This window comes from Dyella ginsengisoli LA-4 (assembly GCF_000334915.1).
In the GTDB taxonomy this organism is placed as follows: domain Bacteria; phylum Pseudomonadota; class Gammaproteobacteria; order Xanthomonadales; family Rhodanobacteraceae; genus Dyella_A; species Dyella_A ginsengisoli_A.
This window is the reverse complement of the sequence record NZ_AMSF01000016.1, coordinates 108529-125284: the sequence shown is the minus strand read 5'-3', so window position 1 is coordinate 125284 and position 16756 is coordinate 108529. Positions and strand designations below refer to the sequence as shown.

The 16756-nt window shown below is 69.6% G+C and carries 17 protein-coding genes; 4 read left to right on the top strand and 13 right to left on the bottom strand.

The annotated features are described in order from the left end of the window. Nucleotides 1-101: 101 nt before the first annotated feature. The 9 genes from C693_RS0104765 to C693_RS0104725 all read right to left on the bottom strand — a co-directional run bounded on the left by C693_RS0104765 (nt 102) and on the right by C693_RS0104725 (nt 8892). The gene (locus tag C693_RS0104765; RefSeq protein WP_017461114.1) at nt 102-584 is read right to left on the bottom strand and encodes a L,D-transpeptidase family protein; all 483 of its coding nucleotides are present in this window, start codon (nt 582-584) and stop codon (nt 102-104) included. Nucleotides 585-635: 51 nt separating this feature from the next. Beyond that, entirely contained in the window at nt 636-1193 is a 558-nt protein-coding gene (locus C693_RS0104760) for a DUF3228 family protein (protein ID WP_017461113.1), read from the bottom strand. Between the two features lie 219 nt (nt 1194-1412). Next, on the bottom strand, nt 1413-2045 hold the full coding sequence (locus C693_RS0104755; protein ID WP_017461112.1) for a glutathione S-transferase family protein: 633 nt from the start codon (nt 2043-2045) through the stop codon (nt 1413-1415). Further along, on the bottom strand, nt 2042-2929 hold the full coding sequence (yghU, locus tag C693_RS0104750) for a glutathione-dependent disulfide-bond oxidoreductase (protein WP_017461111.1): 888 nt from the start codon (nt 2927-2929) through the stop codon (nt 2042-2044). Before yghU ends, C693_RS0104755 begins: the two co-directional genes overlap by 4 nt. A gap of 127 nt (nt 2930-3056) precedes the next feature. Beyond that, nucleotides 3057-4826, bottom strand: coding sequence for an ABC transporter transmembrane domain-containing protein (locus C693_RS0104745; protein WP_017461110.1), 1770 nt, complete (start codon nt 4824-4826; stop codon nt 3057-3059). Nucleotides 4827-4954: 128 nt separating this feature from the next. Continuing rightward, entirely contained in the window at nt 4955-5551 is a 597-nt protein-coding gene (locus tag C693_RS0104740) for an IMPACT family protein (protein ID WP_017461109.1), read from the bottom strand. Further along, entirely contained in the window at nt 5548-6432 is an 885-nt protein-coding gene (locus tag C693_RS23975) for a hypothetical protein (protein WP_017461108.1), read from the bottom strand. The genes C693_RS0104740 and C693_RS23975 overlap by 4 nt, the downstream gene beginning before the upstream one ends. Then, nucleotides 6429-6983, bottom strand: a complete 555-nt coding sequence (locus tag C693_RS0104730) for an RNA polymerase sigma factor (protein ID WP_017461107.1) — start codon at nt 6981-6983, stop codon at nt 6429-6431. The genes C693_RS23975 and C693_RS0104730 overlap by 4 nt, the downstream gene beginning before the upstream one ends. 157 nt (nt 6984-7140) lie before the next feature. After that, nucleotides 7141-8892: a vWA domain-containing protein gene (locus C693_RS0104725; RefSeq protein ID WP_017461106.1), complete on the bottom strand. Its 1752-nt coding sequence runs from the start codon at nt 8890-8892 to the stop codon at nt 7141-7143. A gap of 115 nt (nt 8893-9007) precedes the next feature. Here C693_RS0104725 and C693_RS0104720 point away from each other — a divergent pair, with 115 nt between their 5' ends. Continuing rightward, nucleotides 9008-9481, top strand: coding sequence for a DUF1456 family protein (locus C693_RS0104720; protein ID WP_017461105.1), 474 nt, complete (start codon nt 9008-9010; stop codon nt 9479-9481). Nucleotides 9482-9533: 52 nt separating this feature from the next. Further along, nucleotides 9534-10106 (top strand): BLUF domain-containing protein, encoded by a 573-nt coding sequence (locus tag C693_RS21100; RefSeq protein ID WP_100243649.1) that lies wholly within the window; start codon nt 9534-9536, stop codon nt 10104-10106. A gap of 4 nt (nt 10107-10110) precedes the next feature. Here the strand turns inward: C693_RS21100 and C693_RS0104710 are convergent, their stop codons facing one another. Together C693_RS0104710 and C693_RS0104705 are read right to left on the bottom strand one after the other, a co-directional pair. Continuing rightward, the gene (locus C693_RS0104710) at nt 10111-11559 is read right to left on the bottom strand and encodes a hypothetical protein (protein ID WP_017461103.1); all 1449 of its coding nucleotides are present in this window, start codon (nt 11557-11559) and stop codon (nt 10111-10113) included. 90 nt (nt 11560-11649) lie between these two features. Next, nucleotides 11650-12120 (bottom strand): VOC family protein, encoded by a 471-nt coding sequence (locus C693_RS0104705; protein WP_157798551.1) that lies wholly within the window; start codon nt 12118-12120, stop codon nt 11650-11652. Nucleotides 12121-12251: 131 nt separating this feature from the next. On the opposite strand from C693_RS0104705, the gene C693_RS21095 reads away from it, so the two are divergent. Then, a complete protein-coding gene (locus C693_RS21095) occupies nt 12252-13076 on the top strand; it encodes a YdcF family protein (RefSeq protein WP_017461101.1) in 825 nt (274 codons plus the stop codon). Nucleotides 13077-13114: 38 nt separating this feature from the next. Here the strand turns inward: C693_RS21095 and C693_RS0104695 are convergent, their stop codons facing one another. Continuing rightward, on the bottom strand, nt 13115-14176 hold the full coding sequence (locus tag C693_RS0104695) for an NAD(P)-dependent alcohol dehydrogenase (protein ID WP_017461100.1): 1062 nt from the start codon (nt 14174-14176) through the stop codon (nt 13115-13117). A gap of 241 nt (nt 14177-14417) precedes the next feature. Here C693_RS0104695 and C693_RS0104690 point away from each other — a divergent pair, with 241 nt between their 5' ends. Beyond that, nucleotides 14418-15299: an AraC family transcriptional regulator gene (locus C693_RS0104690; RefSeq protein WP_241762632.1), complete on the top strand. Its 882-nt coding sequence runs from the start codon at nt 14418-14420 to the stop codon at nt 15297-15299. Nucleotides 15300-15305: 6 nt separating this feature from the next. On the opposite strand, the gene C693_RS0104685 is transcribed toward C693_RS0104690, so the two are convergent. Beyond that, nucleotides 15306-16736: an aldehyde dehydrogenase family protein gene (locus C693_RS0104685; protein ID WP_017461098.1), complete on the bottom strand. Its 1431-nt coding sequence runs from the start codon at nt 16734-16736 to the stop codon at nt 15306-15308. Nucleotides 16737-16756: the final 20 nt, after the last annotated feature.

Here is a 16756-nt window from a genome sequence, read left to right as displayed (position 1 = left end):
CACGCGCTTCTGTCGCGTATCGGCTTACTGAGTCACGTAAGCGTACGGGTGATGGGACAATCCGGTTCCCGCCGCCTGCACGTCCGGCCGCTTGCCGCGACCTACGGCGTGATCAGGATTGGCGTGCCGGCCGGCACCATCGACCAGATCCTGTCCATGTCCGCATCGCTGACGGCTATACAGCCGCGGGTCCAGTCGAAGCGTTGGGTCATTGATGCAGCCCAGCCCAGGCGGTTCTTCTGGCCGTGGATCATGATGTCGCCGCCGGGATCCACGCCGTGGCGGCGTGCTCGCGCGCGATCCGCGGCGTCCGGATAGGACACGTGGATGGCCTTGTAGAAGGCGCTGTGAGGATTCTTCCGATCGAGCAGGTAACGCCCTTCGGGCGTTCGACCATCGCCCTGTTGTTGCTTGGTGCCGACCGGCTCGAAGCCCAGTGCGACGCGGTAACTGCCAAGCAGGTGATCGCCGCGATACAGGCTGAGCGTTCGTGTGTGCTTGACCAGGACGACGCGCGTGGCGATCTCGCTCCCCGAGGCGGGCAGTGCTGCAAGCAACAACAGCAGGGCGACGGCAGGATGCATGGCTTTCGGTCCGGGTAGAGGAACGGACTCAGCGTATCCGTGGGGAGGAAACTAACCGCGCCAGTTCGCGTGCGCGTCCCAGAACGCCGCCGCGCGCCGGTAGGCCTCGCGGTCCAGCGGCACGCCGGAGCCGCCTTCCTCTACGCCGAGCGCATTGCGCAGCATGGTGATCGGTACCATCGGGATCTCCTCCGGCTCCATCGTGTAGAGACAGCCGACGACGCCCCAGTCGGCGTCGATCGGTTCGCCTTCCTTCGCCAGCTGCTCGCGGCTGTAGAGAATCGGCAGCAGGTAGTGGGCGACCGGCGGTTCGACGCCTTCGAACCAGCGCACCAGCACCGGCAGTTCCTGCTTGGTGCGGGACTCGTAGGCCGAGCGCAGCAGGTGGCGGTTGGCGTCGGTGACTGGCACCGCCATGCAGCGGGTGGAGGTCCAGTTGCGGTGCACGTGCAGGCGGCAGAACGGCGCGTAGCCCTCCAGCACCTTCAGTGGGGCTTCGTCGTTGAGACGGCGCTCGAAGGCCTCGGCACTGCAGTCCTGGATGGTGTTGCGGCGGGATTCGCGGGGAAACAGGCGGGCACGGGCGAACGGGGTGAGGACGATGGACATGGTGGGTCTCAGGCGATGTTCCGGGTTTCGGCTGGCAGGGTCATGGTCACCTGTCACCGGTTGAATCATTTCGATGTGCGGTGCTTCGGCGTCGACGGAAAACGCCCAACCGGGGGCTCGTCGTCGACCGCTGCCAACGTTTCCTCTCGATGGCATCCGGCCAGGGGATCAAGCGCCTGGCGCAAGTAGCCCCGGACCGGCTGCATGTCGGCGTACGGATCAGGTGGCCATCGACGGTCGCTGCGCCATGGCCGCGCGCCATCGCAGCAGGTGCGGCAGGCTGTCGTCGGGCTTGAGTCGGACCACCCGCGCGAAATCCACGGTCACCACCGCGGTGATATCCGCGATGCTGAACTGGTCGGCGGCGATGAAATCGCGTCCGGCCAGTTGCTCGTCCAGGGTCACGAAGAACTGCCGAACCCGGGCCAGGCCACGCTGGGCCAATTCGGGAATCTGCGGGTAGTCCACCGGGCCGGGCAAGGCGCGGTTGACCATGGCCGGGTTGCTGTTGCGAAGGGCGTCAGCCACCGCCATCAGACCTTCGAACTCGCAGCGCCACTGCCAGCTGGCGATGGCCGCCTTGTCCTGCGGGGTGCGGCCCAGCAGCGGTGGCTCCGGATAGCGGGCTTCGAGGTAGGCGGCGATGGCGGCGTTGTCGGTGAGCAAGGTGCCTTCGTCCGTGCGCAGCGCGGGCACGGTGCACTGCGGGTTGATCTGGCGAAAGGCCTCGCCCATCTGCTCGCCGCTGCGCAGGTCGATCGGTACCGTGGCGTGCTGCACGCCTTTTTCCGCCAGGAAGATGCGGGCGCGGCGCGGGCTGGGCGCGGTGGCGCAGTCATAAAGCGTGATCATGATGCGTCCCTGGCCGGAGGGGCCAGCTTGTCCTGGGTGCAGGTGTCGAAGTCGCCGGCATCGTGGCGCTCGTGCAGCTGGCTGGACGGCTCTCCCCAGGTTCGATTGACCTTGCGCCCGCGCTGCACGGCGGGACGCGCGGCGATCTCGTCGGCCCAGCGCAGCACGTGCTTGTACTCGTGCACGGCGAGGAACTCGCCGGCGTCGTACAGCTGGCCTTTGGCCAGCGCGCCGTACCACGGCCACACCGCCATGTCGGCGATGGTGTAGTCGTCGCCCGTCAGGAATCGGTGCCCTGCCAGCTGGCGGTCCAGCACATCGAGCTGGCGCTTGACCTCCATCGCATAGCGGTTGATCGGGTACTCGAACTTGGCCGGCGCATAGGCGTAGAAATGACCGAAGCCGCCGCCCAGAAAAGGCGCGCTGCCCATCTGCCAGAACAGCCAGGACAGGCATTCGGCGCGCGCGGCACCAGCGGTGGGCAGGAAGGCGCCAAACTTCTCGGCCAGGTACATCAGGATGGCGCCGGACTCGAACACCCGCACGGGCGTCGCGCCACTGTGGTCGATCAGGGCCGGAATCTTGGAGTTCGGGTTGGCGGCCACAAAGCCACTGCCGAACTGGTCGCCGTCGTTGATGTTGATCAGCCAGGCGTCGTACTCGGCGCCGCGGTGGCCCAGTGCCAGCAGCTCCTCGAGCATCACGGTCACCTTGACCCCGTTGGGCGTGGCCAGCGAGTAGAGCTGCAGCGGATGGCGCCCCACCGGCAGGGCCTTGTCATGCGTGGCGCCGGCGATCGGACGGTTGATGTTGGCAAACCTGCCGCCGTTCTGCTGATCCCAGCTCCAGACCTTGGGCGGGGTGTACTCGGTTGCGTTGCTCATCGGGTGTTCTCCAGTGCCGCGCGCCGATATCGGTGCCTGATTGTTCAACTGGGTGAGTGCATCTCGCGGCGGAGCATCCGGCCGCTGACGACTGTACGCCGCCCCGTGCGGTCCTGGAGCCACGTCCTCAGGCGACGAACTGCAGCCTGGCCAGTTCGGCGTAGAGGCCACCCTCGGCCAACAGGCTCTCGTGCGTGCCCTGGGCCACGATGCGGCCGCCGTCCATCACCACGATGCGGTCGGCGCGCTGCACGGTGGCCAGGCGGTGCGCGATGACCAGGGTGGTGCGGCCTTTCTCCAGCCGCTCCAGTGCCTGCTGGATCGCCGCCTCGGACTGCGCGTCGAGCGCCGAGGTGGCCTCGTCGAGCAGCAGCAGCGGCGCGTCGCGCAGGATCGCCCGGGCGATCGCCACGCGCTGGCGCTGGCCGCCGGACAGGCGCACGCCGCGCTCGCCCATCTCGGCCCGGTAGCCGTCGTCCAGGGCGCTGATGAACTCGTGCGCCTCGGCGGCGCGGGCTGCCTCGATCACCTCGTCGTCGCTGGCGTCCTGCCGGCCGAAGCGGATGTTGTCGGCCGCCGTGCCGCTGAAGATCACCGTCTCCTGCGGCACCAGCGCGATGGCGCCGCGCAGCTCCGGCAGGGGCAGCGCGCGCAGGTCCACGCCGTCGAAGGTGATGCGGCCGGACTGCGGGTCGTAGAAGCGCAGCAGCAGCCCGAACACCGTGCTCTTGCCGGCGCCCGAGGGGCCGACCAGGGCGACCGTCTCGCCCGGGTTCACCACCAGGCTGAAATCTTCCAGCGCGGCGGTATTCGGGCGGGTCGGGTAGTGGAAGCGCACGTGTTCGAAGTGGAGGGCGCCGCTGGCGGGCGAGGGCAGGGCCAGGGGCTGCGCCGGGGCGGTGACCTGCGGCGTCTCGGCCATCAGCTCGCCGATGCGCTCCATCGCGCCGGCCGCGCGCAGCACGTCGCCCCACACCTCGGAAAGACCCGCCACCGAGCCGGCGGCGAACACCGCGTACAGCACGAACTGGCCGAGCACGCCGGCGTCCAGCGTGCCGGCGAGCACGTGGCGGGCACCGGCCCACAGCACCAGGGTGATCGCGCCGAACACCAGCACGATCACCGACATGGTGAGCAGTGCGCGCATGCCGATGCGGCGCCGCGCCGTGGCCAGCGCCAGCCGGATCGCGTTGCCGTAGCGGCCGCTCTCGATGCCTTCGCGGGCATAGGCCTTCACGGCGGTGGCGGCATTGAGGGTTTCGTTGGCGATCGCCGCGGCGTCGGCCAGCCGGTCCTGGCTGGCGCGCGACAGCTTCTGCACACGACGGCCGAACACCAGGATCGGCAGCATCACGCCGGGAATCACCAGCGCGGTGAGCCCGGCCAGCGATGGCGCGGTCCACACCATCGCCACCGCCGCGCCGACCAGCATCACCGCGCTGCGCAGGGCGACCGACACACCGGAGCCGACCAGCGCCTGCACCACTTCGGTGTCGGCGCTCAGGCGCGAGGTGAGCTCGCCGACGCGGCTCTTTTCGAAGAACTCCACGTCCAGCCGGATCACGTGCGCGTACAGTGCATCGCGCAGCGAGGCGAGCGAGCGCTCGCTCAAGAGGGTGATGCAGAAGTAGCGGCCTGCGGTGGCGACGGCCAGCACCAGCGCCACGCCGAACAGCGCCAGGAAGGTCTCGTTGATCACCGCCAGGCTGGAGGTGCCGAAACCCTGGTCGATGATGTGGCGGAACGCCATCGGCAGCACCAGCGAGGCACCGGAGGACAGCCCCAGGAACACCAGCCAGCCGATGGCCAGGGCCTTGTGTGGCCTGAGATAAGGCCAGAGGGAGCGCAGGGAGGTCAGGCGACGGGAGGAGCGGGGCTTGCCGGCGTCGTCGGTCATGGGAGTCGCTTGCAGGGCATCAGCCGCTTGAGGTGGGGTGGCCGGGCGGGGTTTCAATGCGCGCGTCCGTGCATCGAGCGAAGCACGGCGTGTCCCGGTCGGCCCCGGCGTGCGTTCGCGACTGCGCGTCAATCCAGCCGCTTGCCCTCGCTGCGCCCCCGCGTGAGGTCGACGATGCGCGCCTGCGCCTCGGCCACCCGGCTTTCCGGCAACTGCAGCTGCAGTCGCGCGCCGCTGGCGTGGAACTGCTCGTCGGTCACGCTGGCCTCCAGCTCCGCCAGCCGCGTCTTGAGCAGGGCGAGGTCGGCGAATTCGCAGTCCAGGGCCAGGGTGGCCTTGGGCACGATCGGCACCCGCTCGGCCAGCCGCAGGCACTCGGCGGCAGTGCCGCCGTAGGCGCGGGCCAGACCGCCGGCGCCGAGCTTGATGCCGCCGTACCAGCGGGTGACCACCACCACGGCATGGTCGATGCCCTGGCCTTCGATCGCCTGCAGGATGGGACGCCCCGCGGTGCCGCCGGGCTCGCCGTCGTCGTTGAAGCGGTAGGCCTGGCCGATGCGGTAGGCCCAGCAGTTGTGCGTGGCCGCCGGGTCGCCCACTTCCTGCACGAAGGCGAGCGCTTCCTCGGGCGAGTCGACCGGGGCGGCCAGGGCGAGGAAGCGGCTCTTCTTGATGTCCTGCTCGTGCCGACAGCGTCCGGCGAGGGCCGTGAGTGCGTCGCTCACGGGATCCTGTCCAGGTGGCGGCGGAGGTCGTCGGGCAGTGGCCAGTCGGGGTGGCTGTCGTGGAAGGCCTGCAGCCGCTTGTCGGCCTCGACGGTCTCGCCCTTTGCATAGAGCACGCGGATCGCATCCAGCTCCATCCCGGGGCTGGGCGTGAACTGCGTACCGATCGTGGCCGCCCCGGGCGCCGGGGCGAACGTCGGCGCAAAGATCGGAGGCGCCGACGGCGGTGCCGGTGGTGCCGGTGGTGCCGGTGGTGCGGGGGCCATCGGCGCAGCCGGTGCGGGCATGGGCGCAGCCTCGAGCACGTCGGCTTCCGATGCGCGGGTCTGGCGCTGCGGCATCGGCGCCGCCGGGAGCGTTGGCTCCGGCGCCATGCGCTCGGGCATCCGTGATGCGGCGACAGGTGCCGGTGCGCGCCGTGCTGCCACCGGGTGCGCCGGGGCGGCGGGCCTGGCCTGGTTGGTCGTCATCGACGGCTCGCTGGCGACGGATTTCATCGCCGGAGTCCCGCGTGGGGGCGGGCTGGCGGGGCCGGCGCCGGCCGGCATGCGAGCGCCGTCGTTGCGGGCGGCGTCCATGGCCGCCGCAGGCGCGGAAGGAGACGACGTCTCGCGCACCGGCATCTCCCGCATGCGCCAGGCCAGACCCGCTGCAAGCACGACCGTCGCGGCGGTACCCAGTGCGATCGGCCAGTGCCGTCGGCGTCTCGCCTGCTCGGGCCGTTCACTGCCCAGCGCGGCCCGGGCTGCCGCCTGCCGGATCGTCGCATCCAGCGCGGGAGACGGCTCGGCGGTCGGCAGCCGGCCATACAACGCCTTCAGCTCGGCTTCGCCGGGCAGGTTGTCGTCGTGCGTGGGATCGGGCGGCAGGGGCGTGGTCATGGACTCAGTACGTCGCGCAGTTTGGTCATGGCGTAGCGCAGGCGGGATTTCACGGTCTCGCGGCCCACGCCGGTGACGTCGGCGATCTCCTCCAGGCTCAGCTCGTTTTCCAGGCGCAGCAGGATGGCATGGCGCTGCTCGTCGGGCAGTTGCTCGATGGCGAGCTGCAGGCGACGACGCTGTTCGAACTCGGACAGCGACTGCTCGGGTTGTTCCCGTTCGGGCGCGGGATGGGTGGACAGGGCGATCTCGGCCTCGTCACCGCCGGCCAGCGGACGCTTGCGGCGATGGCCGTCGATGACCAGGTGGTGCGCGATCTGCAGCAGCCAGGTCTGGAAGCGGGCCTGCGGCTGGTAGCGCTCGCGCGCGGCGATCACCCGACTCCACGTTTCCTGGAACAGCTCGTCGGCCAGCGCCCGGTCGCGCACGCTGCGCAGCAGGAAGCGGTAGAGCGGTCCGCGGTGATTGGAGTACAGCGCGTCGAACGCGGCGAGGTCGCCACGTGCATAGGCCAGCATCAGCTGGGCATCGGGATCGACCGCCGCATCCATGGGCGGCGAGGGTACGCGATCCGCGCTGTCACGATAAGTCGTCATGCGCCTGGGTCGGACCGGGGTGACCGCGACCGTGGCGACGTCGCGACGGGGGAGGAGGGCCGGCGGGGATCCGGCCATCGCCATCGCCGACGGCGCCACGGCACGGCCGACCTCAACGCTGCGCGGTGGCGTCGTCGGCCACGTCCGGCGCATGGGTGGACAGACCGTCGGCCAGCGACACCAGCTGCACGAAGGCGGCGCGGTAGCCGTCCGGGTCGTTGCCACGCGCGCCGCGGGCCAGTTCGGCGATGCGGGCATAGTCGTAGCCGTCGGTGTAGCGGCCGCCGCGCAGCCGGTCGGCGAACGCGGCCACCGCGGCGGCGAAGCGCAGGCGTGCGCTCGCCCCGTGCGCGGGCTGCTCGGCGATCGGGCGTTCGATCAGCGTGCTGCGGTCGTGTCCGGGCAGTTTGTAGCGCAGGCGCAGGAAGGCCAGTTCGCCATGGTGGGAGTCGTCGTTCTTCGGCGTCGTGTAACGCAGCGGATCGACGCGTGCGGCGTCCGACCCGGCCGGCGTGATCTCGTACAGCGCGGTGACGTTGGCGCCGGCGCCGATGTCGCCGGAATCCACCGCGTCGTTGTTGAAGTCCTCGCGCCGCAGTACGCGCTTCTCGTAGCCGATCAGGCGGTATTCCTTCACCTGGGCGGGGTTGAACTCCACCTGCACCTTCACGTCCTTCGCGATGGTCAGCAGGGTGGCGGACATCTCGTCGACCAGTACGCGCCGGCCTTCGGCCAGGCTGTCGATGTAGTGGTGGCTGCCGTTACCGGCGTCGGCCAGCATCACCGCCATCGCGTCGTTGTAGTTGCCCTGGCCGAAGCCCAGCGTGGTGAGGGCGACCCCGCTCTTGCGATGGTCCTCGATGGTCGTCTTCAGCGCTTCCTCGCTGACCGTGCCGACGTTGAAGTCGCCGTCGGTGGCGAGGATCACGCGGTTCACGCCGCCCTTGATGAAGCCCTGCTCGGCTTCGGCGTAGGCCAGGTCGATGCCGGCCGCACCGTTGGTGGAGCCGTACGCGCCGAGCCGGTCGATCGCCGCGTCGATGGTGGCGTGCCGGTCGCCGGGCGTGGAGGCGAGCGCCACGCCGGCGCTGCCGGCATAGGTGACGATGGCGACGCGGTCCTGTTTCCGCAGCCGGGTGACCAGCTGCTTGAGCGAGGCCTTGAGCAGCGGCAACTTGTCCGGCTCATTCATCGAGCCGGAGGTATCGACGAGGAACACCAGGTTGGCCGCGGGAATCGCGCTGGCCGGCACGCGGTAACCCTGCACGCCGATGAGCAGCAGCTGGCGCTGCGGGTTCCATGGCGCCGGCGCCAGTTCGGTGGTCACGCTGAAGGGCTGGCTGCGGTCCTGCGGTGGCGTGTAGCCGTAGTCGAAGTAGTTGATGAATTCCTCGGCGCGCACCGCATCGGCCGGCGGCAGTTGGCCGGCATCGAGCATGCGGCGGACGTTGGTGTACGAACCGGTGTCGACGTCCAGCCCGAAGGTCGATACCGGCTGCTCGCTGGTCAGCTGAACCGGATTGCTGTCGCGGTGGGTGTAGTGCTCGGTGTTCACGGCGACCGGCAGCACCGGGGCGAACGAAGCGATGCGCATGGGTGCACCAGCGACCTGCATCGCCTTCAGCGCGCCGAGGCTGCGCGCCTCGCGGGCGAGAGCGGGTGCGGTTGGCGGCGCCGGCGGTGCAGGGGGCGCGGACAGGCGGTCCGTCACGGGGGACGGACGGTCGGCCGTGGGATCCGGCACCGGGGTCGCTGCGTGCGTATCCGCCGCCTGCGGTGTCTGGCGGGCGGGACCGCAGGCGGCGAGTGCCAGAGCGGCGGCGAGCGCAAGGGGCAGGGTGCGTGGCGGGATCTTGGTGGGCATCGGACGACCTCCGGGTGGGTGTGGAGGGTGGAACGTGTCCGTGCGGCAAACGGGGTCAAACCGGGGCGCTCGCGGTAGCATGGGCGCCCTTTCCCCACGCGGTGCCGTCCCGACCATGCTCCACAACGACATCCTGCGCGCCATCCGCTACATGCTCGACCTCAGCGACGGCAAGGTGGTGGAGCTGGTCAAGCTGGCCGATCCGGCCTATCTGCTGGAGAAGGAGGACGTGCAGGCGATGCTGCTGCGCGAGGACGAGCCCGGCTACCAGACCTGCAGCACGCCGGTGCTGGCCCGCTTCCTCGATGGCCTGGTGCTCTACCGGCGTGGCCGCGACGACAGCCAGCCGGCACGGCCGCCGGAGAAGCGCATCACCAACAACGTGGTGCTGAAGAAGCTGCGCGTGGCGTTCGAACTGAAGGACGTGGACATGCACGCCATCTTCGAATCGGTCGGCCTGCCGGTGTCCAAGCCCGAGCTGAGCGCGCTGTTCCGCCAGCCGGAGCACAAGAACTTCCGTGCCTGCGGCGACCAGATGCTGCGCAATTTCATGAAGGGCCTGACGCTGCGTCTACGCGGCGGTTTCTGACGTATACGCCCGGTCGCTGCCCGCGAGGCGCGAAATGCCCGAGGCGAATTCCATGTCAGACATCCAGCAGCTGGTGTACGCCAGCCGTGCCACGTTCCAGCCCTCCAACAACGGTGGCGGCGTAGAACCCGCGGTGGCCCGTATCCTCATGCAGTCGCGTCGCAACAACCCGCGGCGCGACCTGGTCGGCGCGCTGTATTACGGCGATGGTTGCTTCTTCCAGTGCCTGGAGGGGCCGGGAGCTGCGATCGACGAGCTGTTCGGCCGGCTGCTGGCGGACCCCCGTCACCGCGATGTGAAGGTACTGCGTCGCCAGGCCATCGGCGCGCCGTCGTTCGCCGACTGGTCGATGAAATACGTGCCCGCCGCCAGCGACGTGCAGACCTTGCTGGCCATGCACGGCAAGGGGCGTTTCGACCCGTACGACTTCGACGATTCGTTGCTGGAGGCGATGGTCGGCCTGCTCCACCGTCGTGCCGATGCCGATAGCCTCAATCCGGTGTCGATACCTGCGCCAGCTGCTGCCGCCGGTACTGGCGCTCGAGTGCAACCCGGCCGGAGCTGGCTGGTGCCGGCGCTGCTGGCGATCGCCGCGGCGGCTGCGGTTGCCTGGTGGCTGCGCTGATCGATCAGCCGATCAGCGCTCCCGGCAACGGATGACTGAAGTCCTGCGGGGCGAGGTCCTGGGTCAGCCGGAACACGCCTTCATGGATCTTGCGTGGCAGGACCACGTCGAGCACCGTGGTCTGGTGCGGCCCCAGCGCGGTGAACAGGTCGTCGCCGGCGCCGCTCTGTGCCAGTGCGTGATGCACCAGGCCGGTCAGGTCGACCGGTTTCACCAGCGCGCCGTAGGGGCGGTGGGCCTGGATCGCCGGACGCAGCGTGCGGCGCGTGTTGCGGGGATCCGGCACGCGGTCGTCGCCGGCCAGCAGGGTGTGGTTGAGGAACAGCGACACCGTGGTGCGCTGGTGGGAATTGGCCTGGCGATCGATCAGGAAGTCCGGTGGCATCAGGTCCGGGCTCGGTGGGGTACCGGCGGTCAGCAGGAGGCCGGCTCCGGTGAGCGGTTCGCCCGCTTCGTCGGTCAGGCGCAGGATCAGCAGGCTGCGGGGGTCGTGGATGTGCACGCGCGGCGGGAACGGCTCGGCCGGCTCCAGCTCCACCTTGTCCGCATCGCGCGCGGCGTTCTCCCGTTCGAAGGCATCGCACAGCGCGACATAGCCGGGTGCATCGCGCACCGCGAGGCAGCGAAGGATCACTTCAATGGTGGCCGGCTGGGCGCTGGCGAGGATGCCGTGGTCGGTGCCCGAGTGTGCGGCGCCCGCGATCATCTTGAACGCGCAGCGCGGGCCGCGCGTGAGGTAGAGCGAGAGCGGATCGGTGCCGGCGGCTACGCCGCTGCCGCCACCGGCGAGGCTCAGCACTGCATGCGAGGCGTTGAGGTTGGCCGCGGCGATGCGCACCACGCCGTCGGAGCCGTCTTCGCCGGTGTAGCTGTTCAGATGATCGTAGAGCGAGCGGTCGGGCCGGTCGCCGGTGAGCACGAAGCGGAACAGCCCGCCGTCGAGCGGATCGCTGCCGTGGATCATGTCCAGGTTCAGCCGCAGCGATTCGGCACTGCCCAGTTCCAGCCAGTCGAGGATGCGCTGCCCGGGCTCCACACCGTCGAACCAGGCTTTCAGGCGGCCAAGCACGCCCTTGCCGAGTTGCGCCAGGGCCGAACCGAAGTTGGCCGGAGCGAGCATGACCAGGTGGCTGAGGCGGATGGTGCTGTAGCGGGTCGGCGTGTCGCGCTGCGCGCGCAACCACTCGCGCACGACCGGGCCGCCGGTGGAATGGGTGATGCAGGCAAAGGATGGCTCGAGCAGATGCAGGTCACGCAGGGCATGGTCGAACGCGCGCACCAGGTCGGTCATGGTGACGGCGTCGTCGAAGCTCACGTATTCGCTCAGCCAGATGTCGCGGATGGTCAGCGGCAGGCCCTGTGCCGCCGCTTGCTGCTGCAGGCGTTGCGGCATCTGGCCGTAGGTGGATGTGTTGGTGACGCTCCAGCCGTGGACGAAGACCAGGGTGCCCATGCGCCGTCTCCCTCTCCATGCCCGGCGGGGGAGGGGCCGCCGGGTTTCGGGGGCATCGTACGCCGCCGCAGCGACGCCCGGGGAGCGGCCTCAGTCGACCGCCAGCGGTCGGGTCGCCGCGATCGGTGCGGCGTGGCCGTAGCCCACCAGCTCCAGGGTCTGTCCCCAGGGGGTGCGCACGTCGATGTGCAGCAGTCCGTCCGGGCCGAGCGTGCCGGCGGTACGGTCGTCGACCAGCGGAACATGGCGCTGCCGCAGCCAGCCAAGCGTGGCATCGGCGTTTTCCGTGCGCAGGCGCAAGGCCGGCTGGCTTCCGTTGACCGGCCGGCCACGGGTGATCTCCACCACGCTGCCCGGGCCGCACTCCAGCAGCGCCCGCGACGCCCCGGCATCGAGCACGTCGCAATTCATGGTGTCGCGCAGGAATGCCGTGGCCGCGGGGACGTCCGGTGCGGTCAGGCGGGCGTAGTCGCTACCGGACTCCGCCCGGGCGGGAGCGGAAGCGCCGGCGAACAGCAGCGCCAGCATCAGCCCGGCAAAAAGCAATCCTCGTTGGACCACGACACGCACCTCGAATCGGCGATGCCCGGAAGATTGGACTGCCCGGGTGACTTTCCAGTGGCGATTCGGTGGTCGCTGCGTTTCCCGACACGAACGCTGCGCTAGGCTTGCCGTTTCGATGGAGGAAAGCGATGAGCCTGGGCGTGTTGGGGATACTGCTCGTGCTGGGATTGGTGCTGGCATGGCGGGGATCGAGGCGGACGGGCGTGGCCGTCCTGCTGCTGGCGCTGGGGACGCTGTGGGGAGTGGGGTATCGCCCGGTGCCGCAGCGCATGCTCGATGGCCTGCAGGACGGGCTATCCACACAGGTGAGCGGTACCTGGGCGCCGCGCAACGCGATCATCCTGCTCGGTGCCGGCACCACGCGTGTGCCGGATGGCACGGTGGAGCCCTCGTTCTATGCTTTCGGCCGGATCGCCCGTGCCGCCGCGGTCTATCAGCAGTGCCACGCCTCGGGGAATGACTGCAAGCTGCTGGTCAGCGGAGGCGACGCCGTGCACAGCGGCCGCGCCGAGGCGCTGGTGTACTCGGACCTGCTCGTCGGGATGGGCGTGCCACGCAGCGACCTGGTGCTCGAGTCGCGCAGCCTGTCGACCTGGCAGAACGCCCAGTTCAGCCGTCCACTGCTGGCGGCCTACCACCCGCAGAAGCTCGTGCTGGTGACCTCCGGCATGCATATGCGGCGGGCATTGCTGTATTTCGGCCATTTCGGCATGCATCCCGAACCGGTGCGTGCCGACCTGCTGCGGGCCCGCAAGGGCTGGTTGCCGAGTTCGTGGAACGCCATGGTGTTCGACCTCGCGCTGCACGAGTACCTGGGGCAGCTGCAGTTCCGCTACTACAACCTCACCGGCAAGAACCCGCCGCCGCTGCCGCCGCTGTCGCTGGCACCCGTGCCGGCCGCGGCCGCCACGGTGGCGCCGGCCCGGTCGTCATCGGTGCCGGTGCAGGAGTGACGGGAGGGCCACGGCCTTGCGCCGTGGCCCGGTGGTACTCAGGCCGCGTCGCTCAGCGAGGCCAGGTCGATCACGAAGCGGTAGCGCACGTCGCTCCTGAGCATGCGCTCGTAGGCCTCGTTGATCTCCTGGATGCGGATCATCTCCACGTCGGAGACGATGCCGTGCTCGGCGCAGAAATCGAGCATCTCCTGGGTCTCGGCGATGCCGCCGATCAGCGAGCCGGCGATCGAACGGCGGCCGAAGATCACGTTGGCCGCGTGCACCGGCGGATCCATCGGCTCGACCAGGCCCACCAGGCAGTGCGTGCCGTTGAGGGCCAGCGTGGCCAGGTACGGGTTGAGGTCGTGCCTGGTCGGCACGGTGTCGAGGATGAAGTCGAAGCGGCGCGCCACGGCCTTCATCTGCGCCTCGTCGGTGGACAGCACCACGTGGTCGGCACCCAGCCGGCGCGCCTCCTCCTCCTTGCTCGGCGAGCGGGTGAACAGCGTGACCTCGGCGCCGAGCGCCTTGGCGAACTTCAGGCCCATGTGGCCCAGGCCACCCAGGCCGACCACCGCCACCTTGCTGCCCGGGCCGATGTTCCAGTGCTTGAGTGGCGACCAGGTGGTGATGCCGGCGCACAGCAGCGGCGCGGCGGCCTTGGCGTCCAGCCGCGGATCGATGCGCAGCACGAACTTGTCGTTGACCACGATGCGCTCGGAGTAACCGCCAAAGGTCGGCAGGCCGTCCTTTTTGTCGACGCTGTTGTAGGTGGCGACCATGCCCTCGACGCAGTACTGCTCCAGCCCCTGGTGGCAGGCCTCGCAGTGCTGGCACGAGTCGACCATGCAGCCTACGCCGACCAGGTCGCCGGCCTTGAAGCCCTTCACCTCGGCGCCGACCGAGGCGACCCGGCCGATGATCTCGTGGCCGGGCACCATCGGGTACAGGCTGCCGCCCCATTCGTCGCGGGCCTGGTGGATGTCGGAGTGGCAGACACCGCAGTAGAGGATGTCGATCACCACGTCGTCGGAGCGCGGCTCGCGGCGCTCGAAGCTGTGCGGGGCCAGCGGGGTGGTGGCGGACTGGGCGGCAAAGCCACGGATGTTCAGTGCCATGCGGATCTCCTTCGATGGGGGATGGTTCGGAGCAACCGGGAAATTATCGTCGCGGGGTCGGCCGGAGCCGTAGCCGGATCCTGCGCGATCCTTGCCTGTTTCTCCGGAGTCGGCGCGATGGTGCTCGATTCGGCGTGGAGAATTGGGCAAGATCGACGTTCCGATTTGGGTTGAAAAGACAGTGAAAACAGATGACAAGCCCGTGATCCGCCCCGGCCGCATGCATCTGGATCGCGAAGAATTGGCAAGCCGCATTGAACGATTCGCCAGCGCCGACGGAGCCTGCGGGCGGTTCCATCCGCGGCTGGCCTTCTTCCGGTCCGAGGCGCCGGAGCCGCGGCTGTCGATGGTCTACGACCCGGCGCTGGTGCTGGTCGCGCAGGGTGCCAAGCAGGTGATCCTCGGCGACGAGGTGCATCGTTACGACGAGTCGAACTACCTGCTAAGTGCCTTCGACCTGCCGGCGCACTGCCAGGTGGTGGAGGCTTCGCCCGGACGTCCGTACCTGTGCGTGAAGCTGTGCCTGGACATGGACCGCCTGCGCGAGTTGCTGGCCACGGCGCCGGCGGCGCTGCCCGGGCCGTCCGGGCGGGGCCTGGCGGTGAGTCCGCTCGATCCCGGCCTGCTCGACGCCGTGCTGCGGCTGGTGCGCCTGCTCGACGAACCCGCCGACCTGGCCGTGCTCGGGCCGCTGGTCGAGCGCGAGATCCTGTACCGGCTGCTGACCGGGCCGCAGGGCCAGCGCCTGCGCGAGCGGGCGGTGGCGGGCAGCCGCAGCCAGCAGGTCGCGCGGGCGATCGACTGGCTGCGCCGGCACTATCACCAGCCGCTGCGCATCGGCGAACTGGCCGCCGAGGTGGCGATGAGCACCTCCTCGCTGCACCACCATTTCCGCGCCGTCACCGCGATGAGTCCGCTGCAGTACCAGAAGCAGCTGCGCCTGCAGGAGGCGCGCCGGCTGCTGATGTCCGAGGCCGGGGATGTGGCGTCGGTGGCACATCGCGTGGGTTACGAGAGCCCGTCGCAGTTCAGCCGCGAATACAGCCGCCAGTTCGGCGCGCCGCCGTCACGCGATGTCGAGCAGCTGCGTCGCAGTTTCGGCCGGGCCGTCGCCACGGGCTGATCCGGCTCAGCCCTCGCGCATCACCATCAGGCGCAGCTCGGTCATGTCCTCGATGGCGTAGCGCACGCCCTCGCGGCCGAGACCTGAGAGTTTCACGCCGCCGTACGGCATGTTGTCGACGCGGAAGCTGGGCACGTCGTTGACCACCACGCCGCCTTGCTCCAGCTCATCCCAGGCGCGCATGGCGTGGTCGAGGCGGTTGGTGAAGATGCCGGCCTGCAGGCCGAAGTCGGAGTCGTCGACCATCGCCACTGCCTCGTCGAGCGTGCGGAACGGGGCGAGCAGGGCGAACGGGCCGAACGCTTCCAGCCGGTTGACCTTCGCCTCGGGCGGCACGTCCTCCATCAGCGTGGCCTCGAGCATCGCGCCGTCGCGCCGGCCGCCGCACAGCAGCTTCGCGCCGGCCTGGCGGGCCTCGGCGATCCAGCCGTGCAGGCGCTCGGCGGCGGCCTCGTCGATCATCGGTCCGAGGAACACGTCCTTTTTCTTCGGGTCACCCGCCTTGAGCTTCTTCACCGCGGCGACGAGCTTGCGCTTCAGCGCCTCGTAGACATCCACGTGCGCATAGATGCGCTGCACGCTGATGCAGCTCTGGCCGGACTGGTAGAACGCACCGAACACCAGCCGCTCGACCACGTGGTCGAGCCTGTCGCCCTGGTCGGCGTCGACGATGCAGGCGGCGTTGCCGCCCAGCTCCAGCGTGACCTTCTTGCGGCCGGCGCGCGCCTTCAGCTCCCAGCCGATCTGGCCGCCGGTGAAGGACAGCAGCTTGAAGCGCTCGTCCTCCACCAGCGGCCCGGCGTGGGCGCCGTCCAGCGGCAGGATCGAGAACGCGCCCTTCGGCAGGTCGGTCTCGGCCAGCACCTCGCCGATGATCAGCGCGCCGATCGGGGTTTTCTCCGAGGGCTTGAGCACGAACGGACAGCCGGCCGCGATCGCCGGGGCGACCTTGTGCGCGACCAGGTTGAGCGGGAAGTTGAACGGGGTGATGAAACTCACCGGCCCCAGCGGCACGCGACGCGTGTAGCCGTGGTAGCCGTCGAGCCGGGCGGCGATCTCCAGGTTGAGCGTCTCGCCGTTGATGCGCACGGCCTCTTCGGCGGCGATGCGGAACGTCTCGATCAGCCGGGTGACCTCGCCAGCCGCATCGTGGATCGGCTTGCCGGCCTCGATGCACAGCGCCCGGGCGAGCTCGTCCCGGCGCGCCTCGAAGCGTTCGGCGCAGTGCTGCAGCACCGCCTGGCGCTGCCACGGCTTGAACGCGCGCATCGCCGGCGCGGCCTTCACCGCAGCGGCGATCGCCTTCTCGGTGGCGCGGGCGTCGGGCACCGCCACGCGGGTGGCGAGCCGGCCGCTGAACTTGTCGCGGACCTCGAGCGTCTGCTTCGACGTCTGCGGACGGTTGGCGAGGTAGTAGGGATAAGACTTGGCGAGCATCGAGGTCTCCGGTGCGGACC

Coding starts and splice junctions, on each gene's coding strand:
- C693_RS0104765 (WP_017461114.1), bottom strand. CDS start 584: ATGCATCCTGCCGTCGCCCTGCTGTTGTTGCTTGCAGCACTGCCCGCC.
- C693_RS0104760 (WP_017461113.1), bottom strand. CDS start 1,193: ATGTCCATCGTCCTCACCCCGTTCGCCCGTGCCCGCCTGTTTCCCCGC.
- C693_RS0104755 (WP_017461112.1), bottom strand. CDS start 2,045: ATGATCACGCTTTATGACTGCGCCACCGCGCCCAGCCCGCGCCGCGCC.
- yghU (WP_017461111.1), bottom strand. CDS start 2,929: ATGAGCAACGCAACCGAGTACACCCCGCCCAAGGTCTGGAGCTGGGAT.
- C693_RS0104745 (WP_017461110.1), bottom strand. CDS start 4,826: ATGACCGACGACGCCGGCAAGCCCCGCTCCTCCCGTCGCCTGACCTCC.
- C693_RS23975 (WP_017461108.1), bottom strand. CDS start 6,432: ATGACCACGCCCCTGCCGCCCGATCCCACGCACGACGACAACCTGCCC.
- C693_RS0104730 (WP_017461107.1), bottom strand. CDS start 6,983: ATGGATGCGGCGGTCGATCCCGATGCCCAGCTGATGCTGGCCTATGCA.
- C693_RS0104725 (WP_017461106.1), bottom strand. CDS start 8,892: ATGCCCACCAAGATCCCGCCACGCACCCTGCCCCTTGCGCTCGCCGCC.
- C693_RS0104720 (WP_017461105.1), top strand. CDS start 9,008: ATGCTCCACAACGACATCCTGCGCGCCATCCGCTACATGCTCGACCTC.
- C693_RS21100 (WP_100243649.1), top strand. CDS start 9,534: ATGTCAGACATCCAGCAGCTGGTGTACGCCAGCCGTGCCACGTTCCAG.
- C693_RS0104710 (WP_017461103.1), bottom strand. CDS start 11,559: ATGGGCACCCTGGTCTTCGTCCACGGCTGGAGCGTCACCAACACATCC.
- C693_RS21095 (WP_017461101.1), top strand. CDS start 12,252: ATGAGCCTGGGCGTGTTGGGGATACTGCTCGTGCTGGGATTGGTGCTG.
- C693_RS0104695 (WP_017461100.1), bottom strand. CDS start 14,176: ATGGCACTGAACATCCGTGGCTTTGCCGCCCAGTCCGCCACCACCCCG.
- C693_RS0104685 (WP_017461098.1), bottom strand. CDS start 16,736: ATGCTCGCCAAGTCTTATCCCTACTACCTCGCCAACCGTCCGCAGACG.